Genomic DNA, 26,112 nt, shown 5'->3' on the forward strand with positions numbered 1-26,112 from the left:
ATGATTTTATTACCCTAATATTATTAATAATCACCTATAATCACATATTAATACTTTCTGTTTTCTATTAGATAGAACGTTCTAATTAACAAAATAAAATTTATGACTAAAACTGCAACCGCTACAGTCGCTACTCCGCTTCGTCCCATTAGTAAAGATGGCTTAATTGCCCTTGCGGAGAAAGCTAAGGCTAATCCCAATGTGATCAAGTCCCTTCCTGTCACCACCGTATGTGAAGGACAATTTCGCAACCTTACCTATGTGCGAGACTTACCTGCCCATGTCATTGATGAACCACCTTCGCTTTTAGGTGAGGATACTGCCCCTAATCCTTCGGAAGCGGTTTTAGCCAGTTTAGGGTCTTGCCTTTCTGTAGGTATTCATGCCAATGCCACCATGCGTGGAATTACTTTAACTAAGTTAGAACTACACCTAGAGGGTGATATTAACATCACTGGAGTTTGGGGAATTGGAGACTTATCAGAAAAACGCTTAGGTTTCACTGATATTAGGGTAAAGGTGGATATTGAAGGAGATGCCAGTCGGGAAGAATTAGATGCTTTAGTGGCTCACTCTAATATTTGGTCTCCAGTTGCCAACACTTTGCGGAATCCTGTCAGTGTGGAAGTCGGCTTAGCGTAGCATTCATAAACACTAGAGACAGAGGTTGTAACCAGATTGCGGAGGAATCATGCCAGTAGTTGGAAAAATTGAACAACTTGAACAACCAGTTAGCAAAGACTTATCCCAAGGTCATGAACATCTTATTCCTAAATTACGGCAGGCGATCGCCCAGAACTTAGCCCCTCAAGTTACAAGTATTGATCTTAAAGGTGAATATCCCACCCAGTTCATGTTTGAAATTGGCAAACTGGGAGCATATTCTCAAGCTGTAACTTCTGAATGTGGTGGAGTTGGCTCAGGTTTGCAGTCGGCATTGCGGGCGATCGAGGCTGTTTCAGAAACTTGTATGAGTACGGGCTTTATGGTGTGGTGTCATAATGCGTGCGCTTGGTATATCCAAAATAGTAATAATGATTACCTAAAGACTCAGATTTTACCGCAGGTGGCACAGGGGAAAGTGTTGTGTGGGACGGGTTTATCTAACCCTATGAAGCATTTTGCAGGCATTGAAAAGATTGCGATCGCCGCAAAACGTTGTGAAGGTGGATATATTCTCAATGGCATGTTACCTTGGGTTTCAAATATTGATGTGGATCACTATTGGGCGATCGCTGCTAAGGTTGAAGGCGGTGAAGATTACCTTATGGGAGTTGTTTCTGGTAACTTAAAAGGCTTAACCCTAAGACAGAATGCCCATTTTATTGCCCTAGAGGGAACTAAAACCTATAGCTGCGTATTTAGGGATGTATTTCTCCAAGATCAATGGGTATTAGCAGCACCCTGTGAAAATTATGTGGAGAAAATCAAGCCTGGTTTTATCCTGACTCAAGTGGGAATGGGACTAGGGGTAATTTCTAGCTGTATTGACCTGATTAAAAAAACTAATGTCAATAAATCCCATGTCAATTGCTATTTGGAGGATGGGGCTGAAGAATTAGAAGAAGAGTTAGATGCCTTGAGAATGAAGTCCTATCTATTAGCTGAAATTATTCACTGTGGGGGCAGGATTTTTAGTAAGGATATTCTCAAAGGTGTAATTGAATGCCGTGTTGCCTCTTCAGAACTATCCTTAAGAGCTTCTCAATCGGCGATGCTCCATGCCGGTGCCAGGGGTTATATTCATGGTAGTGAATTTGAGCGGAAGTTAAGAGAATCCTATTTTGTGGCGATCGTTACTCCCGCCTTAAAGCATTTGAAAAAGATGTTATACAAAATGCAATTTAATTCATAAATATTTGCTTAGATTTTGTTTAGATAAATGGTTTAAATTTTTTGATTTTAGTGGATTAGCTAAATAAATTAATTCATAGGAATAAGCTTAGATTTTAAGCATGATCATCTTTACTTTTTACATACATAACACTTCATTTAATAACCTTATTGTCTATGAATAGAAGTTATTTATAACAGTTTTATACAATTAATATATAAATATTTAGGCGAATATCCTGCTGTTTTAGATTTAATATACAGTCTATTTCAAGACTAAGAGTATACTGAGATTTCATTTCTATACACAGACCCATAAAGACTGTGAACCTTTCTATTTTTTATATTCAGATTTATGGGGTAATTTAGATGAAACCCAATTACAATCTATTTTAGAATTTCTCTAAGGTTAAAAACTTTATTTATTATAATTTATAGAATAAATTGAATTAAATCAACGCAGTCATAAGGACAGTAAAATAGGCAAATTTGATAATATATGTTAATGGTTTAAGTATCAGAGTTTACATATTAAGTATGGCGTGTTTTGTTAATATCTAGTAAATAATTTAGATGTTCAATAGGAAAGAAGACTCATGAATGCTCTAGTTGAAGAAATTGCGAATGGGGAAGCTTATTCTTTAGATAATTTCAGAAGTCAGATTAAGTGTTCCTGTGGTGGTTCTCATTCTGAAGATGAACATTGGAAATACGTTTCAGATATGCCTTCTGATCCCATTGCCTTAGCTGATGATTACCTGAGAATGGGATTATATAAACCAGAGGCGATCGCTTTAGGTGAGAATTTAACCAAGGCAGAAATGATGGAGGCTTTATTAATCCAAAATACTGCTGGTGATGATCCGTTAAGACGACAGCTTTGTGAAGAGTTAATTAAGGAAGCAGGTGGATTGGATGCGGCATTAAGTGCTGCTTTTGGCGTGAATGCTGATGAGTTTTTAGGAACTACCCTAAATAGAGGCGAATTTAGCAGAAGAAGGTTTCTGAAACAGATTACCATGGCGGCGGGACTTCTTTCTTTGGGATTTTCCACCCAAGCTGCCCTAACTCAGCAGGATTTACAAGCTCAGGGAAGCTTAGAGAAATCAAAACTAAGAATCGGCTTTATTCCCATTACCTGTGCCACGCCAATTTTAATGTCTAAGCCCTTGGGATTCTATAAGAAATACGGCTTGGAAGTAGATTTAGTGAAAATGCCTAGTTGGGCAGCAGTCAGAGACTCGGCGATCGCGGGAGAATTAGATGCCTATCACATGCTTACGCCTATGCCCATTGCCCTATCCATCGGTTTGGGTTCGGCTACGTTTCCTGTGCGGCTGGCTAGCATTGAGAATATTCACGGACAGTCGATCGTCCTTGCCAATAAGCATAAGGATAAAGTCAAGTCTGCTAAGGACTTCAAAGGATTAAGTATCGGTATTCCTTTCCCCTTTTCCAATCATAATCTGCTCATGCGCTATTATTTGGCGGCTGGTGGACTTAATCCTGATAAAGATGTCCAACTTCAAGTAATTCCTCCTCCTGATGCCCTAGCAAAGATGACCTCTGGACAGCTAGATGCTTTCCTGTTACCTGATAATGTGGGACAGAGGGCGGTATTTAATAAAGTTGGGTTTATTCATTTACTAACTAAGGAACTGTGGACGGGACATCCCTGTTGTGCTTTTGCTGCCAGTCAAGCATGGATTAGTACTAACCCTAATACCTTCCGTGCCGTGAACAAAGCAATTATTGATGGCTGTGGCTATTCTCGCAATGCAATTAATCGTTCTGTGATTGCTAAGGCGATCGCTCCACGGGAATATCTCAATGCCCCTGAACCAGTAATTAAAGCAGTGCTAACTGGAAATTTTGAAGATGGACAGGGTAATACCTTTAATATTAAAGACCGAGTAGATTTCGATCCCTATCCTTGGAAAAGCTTTGCCTACTGGATTAATTCCCAATTAGTACGTTGGAATCTGCTCCCTGCCCAAAAAGCCAGATATGAAGCAATTGCTAACCAAGTATTTTTAGATGATATTGCCAGAACTTTAGCAAAGGAAGTAGGACAGAAGCCGCCGAGTGCTGAGCTAAGGACAGAAAAGCTTAAGTATGATACCTTTGACCCCAAAAAAGCATCAGCCTACATTGTCGACCAAAAGAAGAAGTACGGAGTTTAGGATGGGTAGGTTTTGGGAACAAAATCGCAATCTTATGGCATTTGGGGTATTTATAGTTTCTTTTTGCCTAATTGCGGGCTTTTGGGAACTTGGTGCTAAATTACAAATTTTCTCTCCATTAATGCCATCAGCTAGTCAGACTGGGGCAGATTTCTGGCAATGGATTAGCGATCCCTTTTATGATCGAGGTTCTAATGATAAAGGCATAGGCTGGCAACTGTTAGCGAGTTTACGCCGAGTTTTAACTGGGTTTGCCATTGGGTCAGCGATCGCCATTCCTTTGGGAATTATCATCGGCTTATCTGAGGTGCTATCTAAAGCGATTGATCCCTATATTCAGTTACTCAAACCAGTATCACCGTTGGCTTGGCTACCTTTCCTTTAGGCTTAGGGTTACTTAAGGACTCTGAAAATACGGCTTTGTTTGTCATTGCCATCACCAGTATGTGGCCCACGTTAATTAATACAAAATTTGGCGTTAGTAATGTCGATAAATCCTACTTAGATGTGGCGAGATCGCTGGGAGCATCCAAATGGCGAACTATTCAAAAAGTGATTTTGCCTGCGGCGGCTCCGAGTATTGTAGCTGGACTTCGCATTAGTATCGGTATTGCTTGGCTAGTGATTGTGGCAGCAGAAATTTTACTCGGTGGCACAGGGATAGGCTATTTTATTTGGAATGAATGGAATAATCTCAGCATTACCAGCATTATCACCGCTATTATCGTGATTGGGTTTGTGGGGTTACTGTTTGATCGCCTATTTGGACTACTGCAACATTGGGTATCTTTTGGGAGACAGGTATGATTTTTTCTGATTCTAGTCTTAATCGCAGAGAAGATAGTGAACCTAGTGTCCAGTTATCTCTCCAAAATATCTCTATGGTCTATACAGGTCGAAGAGGATTTGTGGATAAGTTGCTGCACCGCACCTCTAGGGATTACGTAGCTTTGGCAAATATTAGCCTAGACATCGCTCCTAATACCTTTGTATCCATTATCGGACCTTCGGGCTGTGGCAAATCAACTTTACTGAATGTGATCGCAGGGCTTGTCCAACCCAGTGCAGGCTCTGTGATTATTAATGGCAAAAAGGTAACAACACCGGGCGCAGATCGAGGTATTGTCTTCCAAAACTATTCCCTCATGCCTTGGATGACCGTTGCGGAAAATATTCGGTTTGCGATCGAAACTGTCTATCCTAAGTTGTCCCTGAACGAACAAAACTACATTGTCCACGAGTATATTGATTTAGTAGGATTAAAAGGAACGGAAAAAAGACATCCCCACGAACTCTCTGGAGGAATGAAACAACGGGTCGGTATCGCTAGGGCATTGGCAATTAATCCACAAATATTACTTATGGATGAGCCTTTTGGTGCCTTGGATGCTTTAACTCGAGGATTTCTACAAGATGAAGTGGAAAGAATTTGGGAACAACAGCGCAAAACCGTAGTTTTAATTACCCATAGTATTGAAGAGGCATTATTACTGAGCGATCGCATTGTGATGATGACTAGAGGACCTGCTGCAAAGATTGCCCAAATTTTGGAAGTTCCCTTTCCCCGTCCCCGCCACCGTGATACCTTAGATCAAGACCCCGCTTACCACGATCTAAAAGCACAAATGGAGCAGCACCTATCCCGTGAAACCCGTGCAGTTGAAGAATCTCGCTTATAAACTAGAAATTAAATTAGAATTATTTAAATTTGTAAATTAAATTTGTAATTAAATTCATTCACAAGGAGAAATCATGTCTATTACTTCCAAACTTTTAGCCGCCAAAAAAGCCAAAAACATCTCATTTAGCGATCTAGAACAATTAGTTGGAAGGGATGAAGTATGGATTGCGGCTTTGTTTTATGGTCAAGCCAGCGCCTCTACGGAAGAAGCGGAAAAAATTACCCAAGCGTTAGGGCTAGGTTCAGATGTAATCGAGGCTTTAACTAGCTACCCAATCAAGGGCTTAGGTCCTGTTGTCCCCACCGATCCCTTAGTCTATCGTTTTTATGAAATCATGCAGGTTTACGGATTACCCATGAAAGAAGTGATCCAAGAGAAATTTGGTGATGGCATTATGAGTGCCATTGATTTCACCCTTGATATTGAGAAAATTGAGGACCCCAAGGGCGATCGCGTTCTAGTCACTATGAACGGTAAGTTTCTGCCCTATAAAAAATGGTAAAAAATAGCAAATTTCTGAATCCTACTTTGGCTAATTCTGGTAGATTGGACTAGCGATAATATCCAAGACTGTTAAAAACTAAGCCCAATGACCGAGCAACTCAAAGTTTTTGTAAAAAAGCACCCCTTAATTGATCATTGGTTGACGATCGCTAGAGATAAAAATACCCCTGTACCTATATTTCGTACTGCCATGCAGGAGTTAGGGAAATGGCTAACCTACGAAGCGATTAGAGATTGGCTACCCACTCAACCTGTCAATGTGGAAACTCCTCTGGCTGTGTCCCAAGGTGAAGTCATAGATGCTTCTGTGCCTTTGGCGATCGTTCCGATTTTAAGGGCGGGACTACCCCTGCTAGAAAGTTGTCAGGCTCTAGTTCCCAATGCCAGTATTTATCATCTGGGTTTTGTTAGGGATGAAGCTACCTTAGAAAATAGTTTATATCTGAACAGGCTACCCCGCCAACTGCTACCCCAAACCCGTATTCTAATTACAGAGCCAATGCTAGCAACGGGGGGAACGATTATGTCTGCTTTGAATTTACTTACAGCCAGTGGTGCCGATCCCAGTTTAATTCGGATTATTAACATTGTGTGTGCGCCACCTGCTCTGCAGAAAATCAATCAAAACTTCCCTTCTGTGCAAATCTACTCTGCCATGATTGATCCAGAGGTAAATGCACAAGGTTGGATTGTTCCCGGTTTAGGCGATGCAGGCGATCGATCATTTGGTACTTTTTGATAAAATTTTTAGCGAGCTTTTTTGTAAGGCTTGTTTGTAAGTAATTGCAAAGGTTTGGAAGTTTTATATATCACCAATAGCCTAAATAGCATATTATGCCATTAGTAAATACCTGTAATGATTATGGAACCCTTACCTCCTGCAATTACACCTTACCAGATGGACATTCTCAGAGTAGTCACGGCTATGGCATGGTCTGATGGTGAGCTAGAAGTCGATGAAATTACCGTGATGCTAGAGCAGTTTGCTCAACTATTTGCCTCTAGTGATGCCGAACGTAGTGCCTTAGTTCAAGAATTAAGAGAATACTTTAATCAAAATCTGCCCCTTGAGGATTGTCTAAAACGCCTCCGCCGTCATGAGGATAAGCAGTTAGTCCTAAAATTATCCTATCAAGTCATTCAAGCCAGTCGTCGTCAGCCCGATGAGCCGTTGATTAACCTGGATGAGGCAGCAGCATACCAAAAATTAAAACAACTATTAGAATTATCAGATACTGAAGTGGCAGAGATCGAAGCCGAAGTGACAGAGAATTTGAGTATTACTGATATAGCTACTAATCTCCAAGCTTTAACATCTAGGTAAAATGGCTGAAAAATCCGATTCCCAGCAAAAAATTCTGTCAATGCCGTTTTTTTTGGGCTTACCTGAAGAAGCATCATTACGGGCTACAACTCAAATTGTTACGAGAACTCATCCCCCTGAACAGGTGATTTTACTGGAAAATGATTGGGGAAATTCCGTGTACTTTATCCTTAGTGGCTGGGTCAAAATTCGCACCTATAACCTTGACGGTAAAGAAGTTACCCTAAATATTCTTGGTACTGGGGAAATGTTTGGCGAAATGGCATCCCTCGATCAAATTCCTCGCTCAACGGATGTAATCACCCTTGCTCCTACAACGATCGCCTCGCTACCCGCCACAAATTTTATACACCTAGTGGAAACGGAACCGATCGCTGGTATCCATTTAGCTCGCCTTTTAGCAAAAAGATTACGTCAAGTTAACCGCCGTCTGCGTTTACGCGAATCCGATAGCACTTCTAGGGTGGTCGATGTTTTATTATTTTTGGCAGAAGGACAGGGAACCATGGGAAGTATGGGTGTAGAAATTCCGAATCTGCCCCATCGAGAACTTAGCAGTCTAAGTGGTTTAGCGCGGGAAACTGTGACAAGAGTTTTGGGTAAACTAGAACGTAAGAACCTAATCCAAAGAGATACTGAACGGGATGTTTTGTGTATTACTAATCCCACGGGACTAGAAAGCTTAATGGCTTAGAAAATTAACCCTTCCAAAGACTGCGGGTATTTACAATGGCAAAGCTTGAGTACAAAATTTTAGTCGCTAAAAGTCATAGCTCAGCCCATAAAGGTCAAGTTAGAGACCAAAGTTGTGACTATGAAAACTGGTTACGCAGCGATCGCCAAGTTAGTTATCATCTTCAGGAATTGGTACTTACGCCAAGTCAACTTGATCTAAATTCCATAGAGCAGATAGAGCAAATAAAACAATTTCAGAATACGGACTGTATCCTCTGGGATCGAGAACTTGATGATGGGTATCTTAAGAAATTAGAGAATTTGAATGTAGCGATCGTGATCCTAGTTGATCCTGCTGCTAACCTAGATCAGATCACGGAGTTAAATTATCTATCTAAAGCCACGCTCTCGCAGGAATTATTAAGCTCTACGATCCGTCATCAGATTACAGAAACTCGTCTAAGCCAAAAACTCCTTAAAGCTGAAGCTGCCCTAGCAGAACAGGAATTACTGAAACAAAAACTCCAACTAGAACAGTCGGTCAATCTATTACTGCAATCAATTTATAGCACCTTTGACCTATCTTCGATATTTACCGCCGCCACTACGGGGCTTGGGAAACTGTTAAAGCTAGATCGTGTGGAAGTAATCAAATATTTACCTGATCTGGAAACCTGGACTTCTTTAGTTCAATATCAGGAAATTAAAGACCTGATAAGTAAAGACCAAGAGGTGGAGCGATTGGATCGAGTAATGCCAGAGCAGAATTACCTGATCGCCGAAAAACTCAAGCAGGGAGAGATTATAGCCGTTAATAGTTGCAGTGAACTAGACTCTACCGTTAGTCAAGCTGTGCTTAGGGAATATCCCGAGAGTTGGCTAATTGTGCCATTAGTAGTTGGCTCAGAGCTATGGGGTGCAGTTAGTATGGAATCCCAGATCAAAAACCGTCACTGGTTGGGTATTGAGGTGGATTTAGCGATTAATATTTCTACCCAATTAGCGATCGCCATTCAGCAATCCAATTTTTACACCGAATTACAACAGGAACTAGAGCGTTACCAAACCGTAGAAACTCAACGCAAACAAGCGGAAGCTGCACTTTTGGCGAGTGAAAATCGCTACTATCAAGTAATTCAAGCCCAAAAAGATTTTATTTTGCGATCGCTGTCTGATACTACTATTACCTTTGCTAACGATTCACTATGTCATGTTTTAGGCATAACTACAGAGCAAATTATCGGACGTAAATGGGCAGATTTCGCCATAGCAGAGGATTTACCAAAGTTAATGACACAGTTATCTAATCTAAGTCCTGCCAATCCCAGTTTTTTAATTGAGAAACAAGATTATCTTCCTAACCAAAAAGTAAGATGGACGCAGTGGATTAATCAAGGCATTTTTAACGACGCTGGACAACTCATTGAAATTCAGTCGGTTGGGCGAGATATAACCGCCCTCAAGCAGGCGGAAGCAGAATTAAAACAACTAAATCAAGAGCTAGAAACTCGCATTGAAAAAAGAACTACTGATTTACGCCGTAGTAAGGAAATTCTCCAAATTAGTGAACAACGGTTCCGCAGTTTCTTTACCCTTGCCCCCATTGGCATTACGGTAGCGGACGCTAGTACTTTTCAAATTGTGGCGGTGAATCAAGCCTATTGTCGATTTCTCGGATATACAGAGGATGAATTATTAAAAATTGAATCTCTCAATTCGATTACTGAATCGGCAGATTGGGCATTGGAGAAACCATTGGCGGATTCCATGATCAAAGGCGGTATTAATGCCTATCAACTGGAGCAAAGATTCATTAAAAAAAGTGGACAGGTAGTGATCGGCGAAATCACTGCTACAAAAATTTCTGATCTTGATGGCAACGTCACCCATATTCTTAAAATGGTGCAGGATATTACAGATCGCAAACGGGACAAAGAAGCATTAAAGCGTAGTAAAGAGCTATTACGTTTAACCATTGAGAATACCCCCATTGGCATTTTAACTTTGAGCTTGGAAGGTAAGTTTCTTACTGTGAATCAGGATGCCTGTCGCATTTTTGGCTATTCTTCTGATCAATTATTGCAGATGACAACTAGAGATATTACCCATCCCGACTACTTAGAAAGTACGATCAATGTCCTCGAACAAGTGGTTAGAGGGGAGGTTTTAAATGTGCAGCTTGAAAATCAATATATTCACAACACTGGCAGAATCATTGACGCTATCAGCCGCATCGGTATTGTCAGAGACGAGGATGGAAGACCCTTACACTTTGTGGCAGGAGTAGAAGATATTACCGAGAAAAAACGCACAGAAAGAATTCTCCGCCAACAGTTTGAACGCCAAAATTTTATTACAAAAATTACTCAACAAATTCGCCAATCCCTCGATTTAGAGGAAGTCTTAACCGCAGCAGTCAATGAAGTTAGTAGTTTACTCAACTGCGATCGCATTATTATTTTTCAGCTATTTCCCAATGGTGCTAGTCAAGTGGTCAAAGAAATTGTCAAACCACCGTACCCATCAATTATTGGTATGAACTGGCAGGATGAGCATTTCTCCCACGAAGGATTTGAATATTACATTAACTCTAATCCCCGTACTGTTAATGATGTATTTGAGGATAATGTTTTTGCCGATTGCCTTAAGGAGTTTATGTCCCAAGCGCAAATCAAATCAAAAATTGTCGCTCCAATTATTCAGCATATTCAATCCTGCTCCCTAGAGCCTTATAACCGATGGCGGCGAGATAACTCCCAACTCTGGGGATTACTGATTGTACATTCCTGTGGTGAATATCGGCAGTGGGATCAAGAAGAAGCTGACCTATTACAACAGGTTGCCAATCAACTGGCGATCGCTATTCAGCAGGCTGACCTTTACCAACAAGTTCAACAGGAACTCCAATCTAAAGAAAAGCTATATCTGAGACTTGCCAACGAGTTAAGTCAAAAGGAAATCTTACTAAAAGAAATCCACCATCGGGTCAAAAATAACCTGCAAGTTATGTCTAGTTTGTTGCGGATGCAGTTTCGCAAGACTACGCCAGAGGTTAAAGCCCTATGTGAAGAGTATCAAAATCGGATTCAGTCTATGGCACTAATTCACGATCAACTCCATCGCAGTAATGATTTAGCAAATATTGACTTTCACACCTATATCACTAACCTCACCACTAATCTATTTCAGTGTTACGGCACCAATACGAACGTAGTGCAGCTAAAGTTAGCCGTAAAAGATATATTCCTACCCCTAGATCAATCCATTCCGTTGGGGCTAATTATTAATGAATTAGTTTCTAATGCGCTCAAATATGCTTTCCCCGAAGGATATGGTGAAATTAATATCAATCTCACTACATCTAATAATTCCTTGCATCTGTGCATAGCCGATGATGGTGTGGGCATACCTGAGGACTTTGATTTTGAAACCAGTGATAGTCTAGGAATGCAATTGGTATATAGCCTCACGGATCAGCTAGAAGGAGAAGTGCAATGTGATCGCACCAGTGGCACCAAATTTGAGATCACCTTTCCCATTGTTTAGTCTCTGTTCTACCAAGAGATTAGAGTGATAAAATCAAGTTTAAAACCTGCCCCAAAATATCATGGTTGCTACTGCGGTCAAACTACCCTCAATTACATGGGAACCTCTACCGATTGACTACGTTTTACCTGATGATCCTGTGGAAAATATTCAACAACCCCTATTAGCAGCAGCCTTGACAGATGCGCTTCAAGATATAATTAAGCCCGAAATGCTGATTGGTTCTAATTTTGGTTTAGTAGCAACGGTTAATAAAAAGATTATAGTTAAAGCTCCCGATTGGCTATATGTTCCTCGGGTTTACCCCCTAGCCTCTGGCATAATTCGGCGTAGCTATACCCAAAACCTAGAAGGCGATCCCGTAGCGGTGGTCATGGAGTTTTTATCAGATACTGACGGCGGGGAATTATCCATGCGATCGACTCCTCCCTTTGGAAAATTTTATTTCTATGAACAAATCTTACAAGTACCGACCTATATCACCTACGATCCCTACGAATCTAACCTAGAGGTTAGGTATTTAGAGCAGGGTAAATATATTTTGCAACCAGCAGACGCTCGGGGAAGATGTTGGATTCCCCAGTTAGGCTTATTTTTGGGAATATGGGCGGGAGAAAGACTGGGAAATCAGATTAACTGGCTCAGGTGGTGGGATGCTGATGGCAATTTATTACTTTGGGGATTTGAGCGGGCAGAACAAGAGCGACAAAGAGCAGAGCTACTAGCAGCTAAGTTACAAGAACTGGGAATTGATCCTAATAATCTTTGAGTTAAACAATGAATTAGGCAATAAATGAGCCAAGAATTAGCAAAACATGACTAGTCAAATTGTAATTGTTGAAGATGAACGCCTAGTGGCACAGGATATTGCTCAACTACTTAAGGATGAGGGCTATACAATTTGTGCGATCGCTGCCGATGGTAAAACGGCTATTCAAAAAATCATAGAATTTTCCCCCGACCTAGTACTGTTGGATATTCGGATTAAAGGCGAAATCGATGGTATTGAAGTTGCCGAACATATTCAGTCTTTTTATGCCATTCCTGTGATTTTTTTGACGGCTTTTTCCGATGCTGAAACCCTCAAACGCGCGCAAGCTACTCATCCTATGGGCTATGTCTTGAAACCCTTTCGCCGTGAGCAGTTACTATCCTCAATTACGATCGCCCTCTCCACTTACCAAAACCATAAAATCGCCCCCGAACCAGAAAAAATTCAATCCAGCTACCGTCTTAAATCTACGATTACCTACATTCACGATCACTTACACCAAAATATTAATTTAGAAATGTTGGCAGGGGCGATCGGCATGAATCCCTCATACTTCTGTCGGGTTTTTCAACAGGACATTGGCTGCTCTCCCTATCAGTTCATTATTCAGCAAAGGGTAGAAAAAGCAAAAACTCTACTAAAAAATCGAGAACTTACCATCAGTGATATTGCCCTTCAGTGCGGGTTTGCCAACCATAGTCATTTAGATCGCCACTTTCTCAAAATTGTCGGAATCACGCCAAAGGCTTACCGTAGCAATATTTTTTAATTAAGCTCACCTCAACAAAAGGATCGCAGGGCTGGGGTTACCGTATTGGTTTTAGTATTTTTAGCTCTGATCACAATTTGCTGTGGGAGCCACAATCTTAAAACTAATGTCAAGAATGTACTAGTTAGACAAGAACAGATAAGACTGCGAATTAAGACTCTTCTATTCTAGTTTCCATAGAAAACAAGTTTTAATGAACGTTTTAATAAACGCAGATAGCCATGAAAAGTGATATTACGGCTCAAAACATAGAAGAAGCAATTGATAATGGCGAAATGCTTCTACACTACCAACCTCAGAGTAATTTAACCTCTGGAGAAATTACAGGATTGGAAGCTCTCGTACGTTGGCATTCAAAAACCCTAGGTCATGTAGATACCGCCCACTTCATCAATATTTTAGAGCATTCCGATATAAACTTGATTGCTAAATTTCATCGATGGCTGACTATAACTGCCTTTGAGCAAATTTTGACATGGCAACAAGTAGGCATATCACTACCTGTTTATCTCAACTTTTCTACTCGTTATTTACAAGAAAGAGACTGTTTAAACCTAATTAAGTCCCTTATTCATGACTACCAAATTTCACCATCTGCCTTTGGCATTGAAGTTACCGAAAGTTACTCGATTAAGGATATGGATGGCATTAAGTTTGTGCTAAGTGAACTCCACAATATGGAGATTAGGATTGCCCTAGATGACTTTTGTACTAGTTACTGCTCTTTAGAATATTTAAGCGATTTACCTGCGGATATTATCAAAATTGATAAACGCTTTATCCAAGGTTTAACCAGCGATAACTTTCAACGGCAGAATTCCATTCAGATTATTGTTGAATCAACAGTAGAAATGGCATTCAGACTAGGAATAGAAGTGGTGGCTGAAGGCGTAGAAACCCTAAAGCAGCTTGAAGCCGTAACTTTTTTAGGATGTGATACCTATCAGGGTTATTTACTCTGCCCGCCTGTACCTGTGGCTTTAATTACCCAGATGATTATCAGTGAACGTACTCGTCGTGATTCCCACATAAATCTATCTTCCGAACCATTTTGGCAGGCGATCGCCATTTAATCTCTAGCAAAATTAACTTAGGTCAAAACCATGTCTAACTCATCCAATTCATCTAATCCCCCCAGCACCCAAAAGCCTGAGCCGCTAGTTCCTCCAAAGCAAACGGTGTCCTCTATGCGGATAGTTATAGCTGAGTCTAATCTAACTCATCTATCTACACTATTAGAAACCATTGAGAGTATTGGCAAGTGGGTACTGTATCCCTGTGCTGAGTATCCAGAGTTAATTCAAACCCTATCTTCTGGGGCTGTTGACTTACTGATACTTGGCAACGTCGATCAAGGTAGTTGCTTTGAGATTTGTCGCCTCTGTCGCAAAGAGTGGGAGCATTTACCAATTATTCTAGTATCCCATGATGCCACCATTCCAGATTTCTATCGCCATTGGGTATCAGAGAAAGGGTTTGGCGATGTAGTTAGTAGTGACCCCTCAAATCGCAACGACTTAGTGCGAGTGGTGCAGAACGTTACCAGTGTGATTCGCGCACAAAAGCAAGCCTTAACCTTTGCTGTCCCTGATGTGCAGGATACCGAAACCTATATTGGTCTCAAAATCGATGGTAAACACGCCACCACGCCAAGGGAAACTAGATTACTCAGCATTTTACTCAATAACAAAGTATCCATCTTGAAAGCCTGCGGTGGTCAGGGTCGATGTGCCACCTGTCATGTTTTTGTTGATAAAGGCATGGAGTACCTTACTCCGCCCACAGAACAAGAATTAATGACCCTGAGCATGATGAAAATTGAGCAACCTAATGCTCGCCTTGCTTGTCAATGTAAAGTTCTCGAGCAGGGTGTGGAGGTTACTGTTCCTAAGGGTAAATACCTAGGTTCAGAAGCAGAACTAGAATCTTTAGTCGGTAAGCGTGCTCAGCAAACTTTAATTCACCCTTTAACTGGAGAAATCTTGGTTCATGAAGGGAAATTAATTTTACGTTCTGCATTGGAAAAGATGCAGTCAGTCAATAAAGAGTTTGAAAAAGAAATGGGTGTTTTACTATCCCGTAAATCTAAAAGGAGAAATTAACAATGACAGAAATTAGAACTTTCGCTACCCCACCTGTGTCCATGCCCTCTGTATGGAAAGTGTGTCACTATAGTCGCTATGACTTCTTCAACTTTGATATGAAGAATGGAGAGATCAAAGACTACAATCAACAGCGTAATCTGCTGGCGGGTGAAGATTTTATTATCTCCTTACTCAAGGGCTTAGAGCATGAAGTCGGTGATGCCGCAGGATGGTTACTCTATACAATCGGACAAAACTGGGGAAAACAGGATGCGATCGCCTTTAATGTCTGGTTTAAAGAGCAGTATAATCTGACCCTCCAAACTGCCAACTTAAACTTTGCGATGGAAACTTGGTGGTGGCCCCTCACGGCGCAAGGCTGGGGAACTTGGAGTTTAGATTTGAATTCCCTGAAAGATGGTTATATTTTCGTTGACCTATTTGACTCAGCAGTTGCTAAAACCCTAGGCTATGTGGGCAAGCCCGTCTGTCATCTCTATGCAGGTATGTTATCTGGATTTTTTAGTGCGGTATTTGAGAAAAATCTCAGTAGTACTGAAGTCCAGTGCTATGCCATGGGCAATGAGTTTTGTCGGTTTTTAATTGGTTCTGAAAAGCGCATCCGTGCCACTGAGTTTTGGATGTCTTCAGGTGCAACCCTTGCTGATATTGAAAATCGCCTCATGACAGATGAGATTTCCGCAGATGTTGAATTATTGGTGAGAACTAATAGTTAACCAATAGTTAAAAACTGATACTTAAAAAATAGGTGAAAGCAATGAAAACAAAATTTAATTTTTCTCAAGTTCTAATTAATTGGTTCAAAGGAATTTGGAATAAGTTCAATCGGTGGTTAATGCGTCGGCTGCGTCCCAAGCAGGGTTTGAGAGGCTCAGGCATATCTACTGCTACTCATAATACTCCATTGAGTGGTGTTGCACAGTTCCGCCATCCTGAATCTTTAACCGTCCAAGAGCTATTAGCTAAGGTGCAGTGGCAGTTACCTAAACAAGCTAATAAAACGGTTTCTACCGTAAGAGAAGAAATTAACTGGGATTAATTAACCTCTCAAGTCACTTTCTCAATATCCAAACCACAAAACCCATAAAAATACACAGAAAAGGAATAAAGCAATGATTACTCTATTAGAAAATGTACTAGAACGTGCTGATGGAAACTATGTTACTGCTCAAGATTTACGCTTACTAGATAAAGCTCTATCTTCGTGGCAAGCTCGTAAGGAAGCTTACAATAATATTCAAGTGCATGAAGCTGAAATTATTAATCAAGCTGTGGAGGCAATGAGAACTAGCGATCGCTTCACTGCCAAACCTATGGATACTTTAGGTGTTGATCGGTGCCGACGGGACATGATTCTAGGATTACGTTGTTGTGCTTTAGCTATGCTATTAGAAGATGCCGAAATGCTAAAAGATCGCGTTCTCTATTGGCAACAAAATATCTTTCTAGCGATGCAGCTTAACTACCACGGCTATAAATTTATCTGGTTAGCTTTACAATCTCAATTACCTAAAGAACAAGCCGAGCTTTTTAGCCCCTATTTGAAGATCGCTCACGAAATGATGAGTGGTAAGTAATTTGATTCCATTAATTGCATTCAGGGGTGGCTTCACCCCACCAGTCTTTGCAAAATTCGCAAATCAAAATTCGCACATAAAATTCTCAACCATCACTAAATTTTTACTATAGGAGATTCAATTATGGGACTCACGGAAATGCGCAGAGACACTGTTCCTGCCAACTACTTCAATCCGAGGGCATATGTAAAAGCTAACCCCGCTACAGGTTTGTTATATACCCGCCAAGGTAAACGCCTAATTGCGATCCCAGAGATACTTGTGCAAAGTATTCACCAAACCTTGTTATCAGAGGCAGGAGATGCAGCTTCCATGGCTTTTTATACCTTTGGGTATAGCTGGGGCAAATCCTTTTATGAAAGAATCAAAAAAGAAATTGAAATCTACTATGAAACCTCGATCGCTCAGATGAATGCTGCCGAATTTTTTGCTGTAGTTCAAGAAGTTTGGGGAGTTCATGGTTTAGGTAAAATTAATGTGGACTTTACCGCAGCTAAACAGGGCTTACTCATAGTAACTATCGAGAATTCGGGTATATCCGCATCCCAAAATGATCAAAAAGAGTCCAAAGAGTTTAGTGTTGAGGCTGGGTTTCTTTCTGGTTGGTTTTCTGCAAATACTCGTCAAGAGTTAAATGCGATCGCCACCGACTGGGAGCAAAATAGAACTCAATATTTAGTTGGGGCGAAGCTGCACATTGAGCAAATTAAACTGAACTTTGTGAGTAAGGGCATGAAGACAGCCGCAATTTTGGCAAAGAACCAGTTCACCCTCTAGGATTGGCGGTGAGATTACTGTGGGATTACGGTAAGATTGATTATGAACTAAAAATGAAAAGTTAAAGCTCTGAACACTAATCGATCGCCGAACCTATCGCCAAATTTTAAAATTGCTCTCACCACATTCATTACCGTATTTCTAGCTGAAATTGGAGATAAAACTCAAATTACAACCATGATGATTACGGCTGAATCCGACTCCCCTTGGATTGTATTTCTAGGAGCAGCGATCGCTTTAATTTCCACTAGTTTTCTAGGGGTGGCAGCAGGGAAATGGTTATCCCGTATATTTTCACCCTATTGGCTAGATACCTTAGCAGGACTAAGTTTTATAATTTTAGCGATCGCCCTACTCTGGGATGCTACGAGCCACCCTTAGGTTTAAGCGCAATTAGAAGCTCAAACTTACTGGTGTTTTTATTAGGCACTGAAGCAGTAACACCAATACCTCGGACAGTTTTAATCAGGGCTGTGATCTCTGGGGTAATTGATGACTGCTCTGTGGGTGGAATAAATCGGCTGCTATACCATGCCCAAGCTTTATCCATATCTAGATAAAAGTAACCAATATTAGATTTATCCAAAGAGCCAGTGACAGATTTAAATGTAGCTGAGCTATCCAAATTAGCTGTGGGTTTAGCAAGAGCATCAACTAAAGCACCCACCGATAAAAATACTGTATCTTGCTGGTACCAACCATAGCCGATCGCAAAACCGGGAGCTTGAGGACTAGTCCATTCCGTTACTGAGACTCCCTTCACATCCTTAGTGCTAACTTGAAGTCCGTTGCCCTTGACAAAAGTATCCAATTTTTTCAGAGTTGCTTCCGCCGCCGCCCGATTACTGGTTTGAAAAATTAAAGCAGGTCCAACCCCAGATTGAGCTAGTAATCCTTCCGAAGAAGCGATCGCCCCCACCGCATACTCCCCATCCATCCAGCCAAATACATCTTTATCTAAATCCAAGGCGATCGGTGAATTTTTTAGCCCATTTCTGACCTCGTCCAGTTGCCCTTTAAGAGTCGGGTCTTTTGCGGCATCTTTGGCAAACTGCTCCCATCGGCTTTTAATATCAATGCCTGTAATCAAGGCAAAGGTTTCAGGTGGGAACTGGGCAATGACTTTACCCGGCGAGGGCTTATATTCAATCTTAATAGCACTAGCATCTAAGTCCGTAATCCCTTTAAGCCTTAGACCATCACTATCTACACCTAGACCCATGGTTATAGACTTAACCGATTTTAACTGAGCAAGGGTCTGCGGTGGAATTGGTCGAGCATTGGGATTGAGAGATATTAACTTCTCAACGGAATTCGCAAAATCAGGCACATAAAACTGTACCAACGGGGTCTTTAACTCCAAACTAGCGGGAGCGATCGCTGGTGCTAAAGAAGCTTCACCTTGAAAAGTATCAATGGCTTTTTCCACAGAACCAGACTGGGGTGAAAATACCGTATAGTCGCCGAGCAAAGCTACATTAGTGGGCTTACCAGTTTTTCCCGTCACTATAGAAATTTGTACGCCTTTATAGTCCTTTTGCGTGACTGTAGCATTAGCCTTAACCTTATCAAAAAACTTATTGGCTGCACCTTTATCTTTAATCTGAACCACAACCAAAATATTGGGATCAGAGTTATCCAAGGCTTGAGCAATATTGGTAGTAGAAACTGGTAATAATTTTGGTAAGGTCTGCGCTTTAGGGGCAGCAGGAGGTAAAATTGCCAGCACTACATCTCCGACCCAGGGCTTAATATCCGTAGCAAAATTTAGATCACCCCTACTTAAAGCCTCTTTTTCTACCTTTTGTAACTCTTCATCAAGGTATTTTTTTACCTCTGGTGATTGAAACTGCTCCAACTGCGACCAAGCATTACTATCCCCAGAAATAGAAGTAGCAAATAAAACTTGCCTAGGGACAACTTTAGCTATATCCGCAACTCCCGAACTACCCGTAAGTGAGCTTTGTTTATATAAAATATAGGCACCAATTCCACCCGCTATAACTACTAGACCTCCAATTACAGGAAGTAGAAAATTTGATTTTTGATTTGACATTGTTTTAGTTCAAGTTTCAGTTCAATTGAATCCCTAGCAATGAGCAAGAATATCATTATTTGCACAATTTTGTTGTGCTTAGCAAAATGGTTAATGCCGTAATTTCAACAACTTGGTAATGAAGTTACTAAAATCTAAAGGCTTGGGATTATAGAAAAATATGGAAAAGAAATTTGGATCGTAGGGAATTGATAAACAGTTATGGTGATGCTCAGAGAAATTTAAAAATTAGGGAATTCTATAATTAATCCTTACCAATCGATATTTATCCAATCCTAGGGGCTTAAAGCGGTCATAGTAACCCTTTATGGTTTCAAGGGCAACCTGCTCTAGCTTACTATTGGTACTTTCTAAAACTATGGGGTCTTTTACCACCCTTCCGGATGGGCTAACCACAAGTACAAATACCACCGATCCACTGATGTTAGGTATAGATTTTTGATCAAGGGGAATCCACTCCATAGGTTCTCTTTGATCGGGAGAAACAGCAACATTGGGAGCAGCAATTTGACGCTGAATAACTTTGTCTGCCCCATACTGGCTAATAATGCTATTAATATCAGTATTCCTAATCATCAGATCGGAGGCTCTATAGCTATAACGAGTCACAGGGTCAAGCATAGGCACTGGCAGTGGTTCGGGTTGTATAGGTTTGGTGTTATCAATTAGATTAGGAGAATTATTTGGAATACCTAAAACTTCAGGCTTGATATTACTGCTAGTTACAGGAAAATTTAAGTTGCTTTGATTATTACCCTTGAGATTATTTCTAAGATTTGGCTGGAGATTACCAGCACTAGGCAGAATTTTCAAATTACTTTGCTGGGGGTCTTGGGGTAAAACCGATAGTAATGGTGGTGGCAGTATAGATGGATTATAACCAGAAGGAGGTGGAGGAGGTGACGGCAAATTAATTTGATTGAGATTTAAAGGAGTGAAAGACTGTGGTAGTCGTAGTTTTGACTTCAGTAATAATTCGGGTGGCAGGGTGACTACGGCAATAGTTGAGATTTTCTGGGTGTTGACAGTATTAGGATTACGTTTAATTGGGTTTGGTAAAAGTAACCAAAAAGCAGTATGAGCAGCAATTGTAGCAACCATAATCAGCCACACAGACTTCTGTGACCAGAATTGATCTCTGGGTGATCGAGATTGCCAAAATTTTAGACTTTTAGAAATCTCTGGCTCTACTGCTGATGGGTTAAAAATCTCTGACATAGGTTTACTTGGTGGTTCCTTAATTCTCTACCTTAACTTTAAGTAGCTAATTTAAAAAGCTAAGATTTAGATGTAGCGATCGCCACCCGATCTCCCGCCACCTTGCGTAAAGCCTCTAGGGTATTAACCACCTGTTGATAGCTCACACTGGCATCTTCAGCATTAAGAACTACTAGTCCTTGGGGAAATGCACCAATATAGCCCTTAATAGCAAGGTCTAAGCCTTCGGGGGTAAGCAGATTTCCATCTATACGGGTTTTACCATCAATATCAAGGGTTACTACTAACATCTCATTTAGAGCTTTAGTATTTTGGGGAGCCTTAGTATCCTGACTTTTAGTTGGTAAATCGACACCTATTTTTTGAATTGGAGCTAAACCTGCTGATACCAGCACAAAAAAAGAAAGAATCGCAAAGACTACATCTAATAGTGGAATAACGTTTACTTCGGTTGGGCTGCTTGGCTTATCTGTGGAACGGATTTTCATACTCTTGGGATACCACTAATTTTTTTATGACTTTATTTAAGGACTTTTAGGTTTGAACTTTTTAGGTACACTTTAAGTACAGAGGCTGAAATAATACATACTTAGCTATTAAATATTAAACTTCAAAAACAGCTAACTTCGGGTAAATAAAGATATGACCGTGACCTTAAAGGATTTTTTAGAAGAGTGTGACTCCTTACAACTGCTCCGCATCATTGTGAATACTGGTGTTGCCGTTTTAGAAGTGCGAGGACATATTCAAAATTTATTTTATGCCGATTTACCCAAGGGTCGCTACGCCAATATGCACACTGATGGGTTTGAATTTCACCTAAATATGGACAAAATCTTGAAAGTAAAGTTTGAAATTGGAGAGGCAAAGCGGGGTAACTTTACAACCTATGCTGTGCGCTTACTGAATGATCAAGATCAACCCGAAATGAGTTTATTTTTGCAATGGGGCAAGCCCGGCGAATATGCTGAAGGGCAGGTGGAAGCATGGGAATCTCTCAAAGAAAAATATGGCGAAGAATTTGCGGTAGCTGCTGGCTAAAAATTAGTAACTAAAAACCTAAATCTGCCTTGGCAACTTCAGCTACTCTTAAGACCTCAGATGTAGATATTTCTTCCCAGGGCACTTCGCCGACTTCTCGATAGAACTGATCATCATAGGCGCGAGTTTGGATCACTACTGGCATAGGAACGGCATGACCCAGAACTAAAGCTTGCTGTTTAGAATCCAGTTTAGACAGTACCGATCGCAGGTTTGTACTCCCAGCTACCCCTGTAAAAATTGCTTCGATATCTTTTTCATCATTTAGGAGAGCAGTAATTCTCGTACCAATTTGGGACATAACTTCATTATCTATACCCGATGGTCGTTGATCTACTACTAACAAAGTTACAAAATATTTCCGCATTTCTCGGGCGATCGTGCCAAAAATGGTTTGTTTTGCGGTCATGGGAGCCAGAAATTTATGGGCCTCTTCAATGGTGATCATGAGTTGTTGGGGGCGATCGCATATATTTTTAGTCTGAAGAAACTTCTCAGCTTTACGCACATACTCATGGTGAATCCGCCGAGTAATAATATTAGTTGCCAACATATAGGAAAGGAGATTTGATTGGGAGCCGAACTCGATAACTATATGTTTTTGAGCAGCGATCGCATCCAAGATTTGCTTAATATAATTATGGGGACAGCTACTTTTAATATATTTAAGATCATCAAGTCGATTTAACTTGCGTTGTAGAGCCATGATCGAGGATTTACTCCCCATCTTTTCTTCACAAAATGTTTGAATTTCCACATTAGACATCGCCAGAAGGCGGGTAATCCAGTTTTTGCCGAATTCATTGCGAAGGATAATGGCATTTTCTAAGCTTGCTTCCGATAGATTTAATTCATCCTTAATGAGCATCAAATCTTCCACATCAATTTGATCGTAGCTGATGTAAAGTTCTTGGGCATCTCTTACACCACGTCGCAAAGTTGACTCTGGATCAAGGGTATAAATTTGGACTTGGGCAGGAAATAGCTGTCGTAAGCCCTTAACAGTACTAAATTTTTTACCTTCCCTCGCTGCTTCCCAGCCATATTCAGAGTGCATATCAAAGATTAAATTCACGGCGGCTTGTTTGCGAATTACCCCTGAAAGCAGAAGTCTGGTTAAGAAGGATTTTCCCGTTCCCGATTTTCCAAAAACCCCATTACTCCTTTCCACAAAGCGATCTAAGTCTAAACAAATCGGCACAGGCATATCAATGGGCTGCCCGATCGCAAAATTGCGTTTGAGGGGATTATCTTCTGAACCAAAAATTATTTTGAAATCATTTTCAACGGCATCAAATACCTGACTGAAATGACTAGGAACAGTTTTGACTGGTTGCAGGCTTACTTCTTGATCTGGTTCGCCATGATTTAAATGCCCTAGTTGACGGATAACAGCATATTCGGGTGTTTGCTTTTTGCCCTTGGTTTTCTTAATATCAATCAAAATATCCAAGGGATCGGGCGGTGTAAACATTAGCATTGGCATTAAATTAATGGTGCCAAAGGTGGTAGTTCCTGATAAAACTTCAGCTAAAAAAGTATTACTTGGATCGGGAGGATTAATTAAAATGCGCTGACTAGAAGTACCTAAACTTACGTCCGTGAGCATACAAAAGAATCGCGATCGCTTGCCTTGGACTACTAAAAATTTACCAACACGCATATCTTCCACAGAAATATCGCCATTTAGTCTGACCTCTAAACCCTGACTTAAAGAGCCTTGGACAACTACCCCTAAAGATGATGATAAATTCATGGAGATTACTGGTTATGTTCTTCTGCTCATAATTATATGAAGTTACTAACAGAAAATAATACAAAACTTGGGTTAAATATAGATATTTTGACTTAATTTTTGCGCTCAACTGTAATGCTTAGCTCAATTTGTAGCGATGCAAACCGTTAAATTTAACTATTGAATAGCTTAAATGCCAGTTGATTATGCCTCTCTAGCAGTGGCTCTAATTCAATCGTAGTTAATCTTCCTTGATCCACAACTTTATATCCATTAATAAAACTGTAATCTACTTTATTTATCTGACAAAAGATCAAGGCTGCAACTAAATCATGATAGGCACCTGCCAATTCAATGCGGTCAATATCAATCGCAATAAAATCTGCGGACATCTGCGGAGCGATCGCCCCAATATCATCTCTACCCAAAACTTCTGCCCCACCAATAGTCGCTAACTCTAGTACCTCTCTAGCAGTAATAGCAGCCGCATCAAGTTCCCGTACCCGTGCCATCAGAAATGCTGTACGTGCTTCATTTAATAAATTAGAACCATCATTGGATGCTGAACCATCTACTCCTAAACCCACTGGCACTCGATAATTAAGCATTTGGCGAATTGGTGCCATCCCACTGGCAAGTCTCATATTACTACAAGGACAATGTGCCACCCCAGTGCCGGTTTTGCCAAATTTCTGAATTGCCAAATCATCTAACTGCACACAATGGGCGTGCCATACATCTTTCCCCAGCCAACCAACAGATTCCACATAGTCACAGGGAGTCATGCCGAAATTAGCGAGGCTATAGTCAATATCTGCCTTATTTTCTGCCAAATGAGTATGTAACCGCACTCCCGAAAATGATCTAGCTAGACTTGCCGATTCTCTCATTAAAGCTGTAGATACTGTAAATGGAGAACATGGTGCTAAGGTAATTCGTAGCATTGAATGGCGGTAATTATCGTGATACTGCTCAATTAACCTTTGACTATCCTTTAAAATATCTGCTTCTTTTTCCACTAGGTGATCGGGAGGCAGCCCACCTAAACTCTCACCGACGCTCATACTGCCACGACTGGCATGAAATCTTAGCTTAATTGAGTTAATCGCCTGAATTTGATCATCTAACCTACAGCCATTGGGATAAATGTAAAGGTGATCGCTGGCAGTGGTACAACCAGATAATATTAACTCTGCGGCTGCTATTTGTGAGCTTATAGATATAGCCTCTGGGGTAAGATTGCCCCAAATTGGATATAGAACTCTCAACCATTGAAATAGGCTACAGTTTTGGGCTGCGGGAATTACACGGGTAAGTGTTTGAAAAAAATGATGGTGGGTGTTAACTAATCCGGGCAGGACTATATGCTTATCCTGTAAATCTAAAATTTCATCGGGTGGCTCTGATAATTCAGAATTTATACTGTCCTGCTCAATTACTTGCTCAATCACATTATTCCTGACTAAGATCGCTGCATTACGTAATTCCCGCTGTGCCGCATCCATAGTCACAAGGGTATGAATATTTTTGACTAAAAGGGTGGACATAAGCTGCTATGGAAGCAATCAGATTTTCCAGATTACAACCGCGTTTAAAGCTCAATCTAGAACTAATAAGAAGCTAGTAAGGATAATTTATGAGTGAGCGGAAAGGGCAGAAATGACAGACTTTGCATCCGTAGTCCAGCCGATAATACCACCTTGGGCACGTAGCATTTTGATCGTAGCTTCTTTGAACTCAGGGAAATAACTTTCCGTTGCATCTTCCACTAACAGACATTCATACCCACGATCATTTGCCTCACGCATAGTGGTCTGTACGCATACTTCCGTAGTTACACCCGTAATTACAAGATGGGTAATCCCCTCTTTTTGCAGAATTGCCTCGAGGTCGGTGCGAGTAAATGCTCCTTTGCCCGGCTTAAGAATGACAATTTCGCCATCCTTGGGAGCTAGTTCAGGAATGATATTATTTCCTTCTTCTCCGTAAACTAGAATTCTGCCCATAGGTCCAAGGTCGCCAATTTTTAGTCCACCTTTTCCCCGATTTAGTTTTGAGGTGGGGCAATCGGAAAGGTCAGGTTTATGACATTCGATGGTATGGATAATTGGGAGGGAGAGCGATCGCCAAGTTTCCAATAATGCTTTGACTGTAGGTACGATCGCCTGTAAAAGCTGCACATTATTACCGAGGGCATCACCAAAACCCCCAGGCTCAAGGAAGTCACGCTGCATATCAATAATTACGAGTGCGATTTTTCCCTCTGTGGGAAGTTCATATTCGTAAGGTTGGGCGGCAATTGCGGTCATAAATTT

Annotated in this window: 27 protein-coding genes; 21 read left to right on the top strand and 6 right to left on the bottom strand. The window is 40.8% G+C overall.

The genetic code is table 11. From position 1 onward, the window contains the following. The first annotated feature begins 102 nt into the window (after nt 1-102). The 20 genes from SYN7502_RS08595 to SYN7502_RS08685 all read left to right on the top strand — a co-directional run bounded on the left by SYN7502_RS08595 (nt 103) and on the right by SYN7502_RS08685 (nt 18,128). Entirely contained in the window at nt 103-642 is a 540-nt protein-coding gene (locus SYN7502_RS08595) for an OsmC family protein (RefSeq protein ID WP_015168450.1), read from the top strand. Between the two features lie 49 nt (nt 643-691). Then, nucleotides 692-1,855: an acyl-CoA dehydrogenase family protein gene (locus SYN7502_RS08600; protein WP_015168451.1), complete on the top strand. Its 1,164-nt coding sequence runs from the start codon at nt 692-694 to the stop codon at nt 1,853-1,855. Nucleotides 1,856-2,429: 574 nt separating this feature from the next. Further along, nucleotides 2,430-4,016, top strand: a complete 1,587-nt coding sequence (locus tag SYN7502_RS08605) for a CmpA/NrtA family ABC transporter substrate-binding protein (protein WP_015168453.1) — start codon at nt 2,430-2,432, stop codon at nt 4,014-4,016. A gap of 1 nt (nt 4,017) precedes the next feature. Then, complete coding sequence (locus tag SYN7502_RS21390; RefSeq protein WP_371257819.1) at nt 4,018-4,401, top strand: ABC transporter permease; 384 nt, start codon at nt 4,018-4,020, stop codon at nt 4,399-4,401. Beyond that, on the top strand, nt 4,383-4,823 hold the full coding sequence (locus SYN7502_RS21395) for an ABC transporter permease (protein ID WP_371257820.1): 441 nt from the start codon (nt 4,383-4,385) through the stop codon (nt 4,821-4,823). The genes SYN7502_RS21390 and SYN7502_RS21395 overlap by 19 nt, the downstream gene beginning before the upstream one ends. After that, nucleotides 4,820-5,695 (top strand): ABC transporter ATP-binding protein, encoded by an 876-nt coding sequence (locus SYN7502_RS08615; RefSeq protein ID WP_015168454.1) that lies wholly within the window; start codon nt 4,820-4,822, stop codon nt 5,693-5,695. Before SYN7502_RS21395 ends, SYN7502_RS08615 begins: the two co-directional genes overlap by 4 nt. A 73-nt stretch (nt 5,696-5,768) precedes the next feature. After that, nucleotides 5,769-6,200 carry a cyanase gene (cynS, locus tag SYN7502_RS08620; protein WP_015168455.1) on the top strand — a complete coding sequence of 144 codons (432 nt, stop codon included), beginning with the start codon at nt 5,769-5,771 and terminating at the stop codon, nt 6,198-6,200. A gap of 87 nt (nt 6,201-6,287) precedes the next feature. Further along, nucleotides 6,288-6,941: a uracil phosphoribosyltransferase gene (gene upp, locus SYN7502_RS08625; RefSeq protein WP_015168456.1), complete on the top strand. Its 654-nt coding sequence runs from the start codon at nt 6,288-6,290 to the stop codon at nt 6,939-6,941. A gap of 117 nt (nt 6,942-7,058) precedes the next feature. After that, the gene (locus tag SYN7502_RS08630) at nt 7,059-7,526 is read left to right on the top strand and encodes a tellurite resistance TerB family protein (protein WP_015168457.1); all 468 of its coding nucleotides are present in this window, start codon (nt 7,059-7,061) and stop codon (nt 7,524-7,526) included. Between the two features lies 1 nt (nt 7,527). Beyond that, nucleotides 7,528-8,220, top strand: a complete 693-nt coding sequence (locus SYN7502_RS08635; protein ID WP_015168458.1) for a Crp/Fnr family transcriptional regulator — start codon at nt 7,528-7,530, stop codon at nt 8,218-8,220. 35 nt (nt 8,221-8,255) lie between these two features. Beyond that, nucleotides 8,256-11,747: a PAS domain S-box protein gene (locus tag SYN7502_RS08640; RefSeq protein ID WP_015168459.1), complete on the top strand. Its 3,492-nt coding sequence runs from the start codon at nt 8,256-8,258 to the stop codon at nt 11,745-11,747. A gap of 61 nt (nt 11,748-11,808) precedes the next feature. Beyond that, complete coding sequence (locus SYN7502_RS08645; protein ID WP_015168460.1) at nt 11,809-12,516, top strand: Uma2 family endonuclease; 708 nt, start codon at nt 11,809-11,811, stop codon at nt 12,514-12,516. 46 nt (nt 12,517-12,562) lie between these two features. Beyond that, complete coding sequence (locus SYN7502_RS08650) at nt 12,563-13,288, top strand: response regulator transcription factor (protein WP_015168461.1); 726 nt, start codon at nt 12,563-12,565, stop codon at nt 13,286-13,288. A 221-nt stretch (nt 13,289-13,509) separates the two neighbouring features. Beyond that, nucleotides 13,510-14,361, top strand: a complete 852-nt coding sequence (locus SYN7502_RS08655; RefSeq protein WP_015168462.1) for an EAL domain-containing protein — start codon at nt 13,510-13,512, stop codon at nt 14,359-14,361. A gap of 30 nt (nt 14,362-14,391) precedes the next feature. Beyond that, entirely contained in the window at nt 14,392-15,390 is a 999-nt protein-coding gene (locus SYN7502_RS08660; protein ID WP_015168463.1) for a 2Fe-2S iron-sulfur cluster-binding protein, read from the top strand. Nucleotides 15,391-15,392: 2 nt separating this feature from the next. Continuing rightward, a complete protein-coding gene (locus tag SYN7502_RS08665; protein ID WP_015168464.1) occupies nt 15,393-16,109 on the top strand; it encodes a V4R domain-containing protein in 717 nt (238 codons plus the stop codon). Between the two features lie 41 nt (nt 16,110-16,150). Further along, complete coding sequence (locus SYN7502_RS08670) at nt 16,151-16,432, top strand: hypothetical protein (protein WP_015168465.1); 282 nt, start codon at nt 16,151-16,153, stop codon at nt 16,430-16,432. A 73-nt stretch (nt 16,433-16,505) separates the two neighbouring features. Then, complete coding sequence (locus SYN7502_RS08675) at nt 16,506-16,970, top strand: globin family protein (RefSeq protein WP_015168466.1); 465 nt, start codon at nt 16,506-16,508, stop codon at nt 16,968-16,970. Nucleotides 16,971-17,108: 138 nt separating this feature from the next. Continuing rightward, on the top strand, nt 17,109-17,747 hold the full coding sequence (locus SYN7502_RS08680; protein ID WP_246828982.1) for a hypothetical protein: 639 nt from the start codon (nt 17,109-17,111) through the stop codon (nt 17,745-17,747). Nucleotides 17,748-17,876: 129 nt separating this feature from the next. Beyond that, nucleotides 17,877-18,128: a TMEM165/GDT1 family protein gene (locus SYN7502_RS08685; protein ID WP_256377873.1), complete on the top strand. Its 252-nt coding sequence runs from the start codon at nt 17,877-17,879 to the stop codon at nt 18,126-18,128. Here SYN7502_RS08685 and SYN7502_RS08690 read toward each other — a convergent pair. From SYN7502_RS08690 to SYN7502_RS08700, 3 genes are all read right to left on the bottom strand, one after another. After that, nucleotides 18,112-19,803, bottom strand: a complete 1,692-nt coding sequence (locus SYN7502_RS08690) for a DUF3352 domain-containing protein (RefSeq protein ID WP_015168468.1) — start codon at nt 19,801-19,803, stop codon at nt 18,112-18,114. The genes SYN7502_RS08685 and SYN7502_RS08690 overlap by 17 nt on opposite strands. A 228-nt stretch (nt 19,804-20,031) precedes the next feature. Next, a complete protein-coding gene (locus tag SYN7502_RS08695; protein WP_015168469.1) occupies nt 20,032-21,021 on the bottom strand; it encodes a TonB protein in 990 nt (329 codons plus the stop codon). A gap of 59 nt (nt 21,022-21,080) precedes the next feature. Then, nucleotides 21,081-21,509, bottom strand: a complete 429-nt coding sequence (locus SYN7502_RS08700) for an ExbD/TolR family protein (protein ID WP_015168470.1) — start codon at nt 21,507-21,509, stop codon at nt 21,081-21,083. Between the two features lie 154 nt (nt 21,510-21,663). On the opposite strand from SYN7502_RS08700, the gene SYN7502_RS08705 reads away from it, so the two are divergent. Beyond that, a complete protein-coding gene (locus tag SYN7502_RS08705) occupies nt 21,664-22,062 on the top strand; it encodes a ChuX/HutX family heme-like substrate-binding protein (protein WP_015168471.1) in 399 nt (132 codons plus the stop codon). Between the two features lie 10 nt (nt 22,063-22,072). Here SYN7502_RS08705 and SYN7502_RS08710 read toward each other — a convergent pair whose 3' ends face one another. The 3 genes from SYN7502_RS08710 to SYN7502_RS08720 form a co-directional block, all read right to left on the bottom strand. Continuing rightward, a complete protein-coding gene (locus tag SYN7502_RS08710; protein ID WP_015168472.1) occupies nt 22,073-23,818 on the bottom strand; it encodes a helicase HerA domain-containing protein in 1,746 nt (581 codons plus the stop codon). Between the two features lie 152 nt (nt 23,819-23,970). Beyond that, nucleotides 23,971-25,344 carry an 8-oxoguanine deaminase gene (locus tag SYN7502_RS08715; RefSeq protein WP_015168473.1) on the bottom strand — a complete coding sequence of 458 codons (1,374 nt, stop codon included), beginning with the start codon at nt 25,342-25,344 and terminating at the stop codon, nt 23,971-23,973. Between the two features lie 87 nt (nt 25,345-25,431). Beyond that, nucleotides 25,432-26,106, bottom strand: coding sequence for a cysteine hydrolase family protein (locus SYN7502_RS08720; protein WP_015168474.1), 675 nt, complete (start codon nt 26,104-26,106; stop codon nt 25,432-25,434). Nucleotides 26,107-26,112: the final 6 nt, after the last annotated feature.

Origin of the sequence: Synechococcus sp. PCC 7502 (assembly GCF_000317085.1) — a bacterium.
Classification (GTDB): Bacteria; Cyanobacteriota; Cyanobacteriia; order Pseudanabaenales; family Pseudanabaenaceae; genus PCC-7502.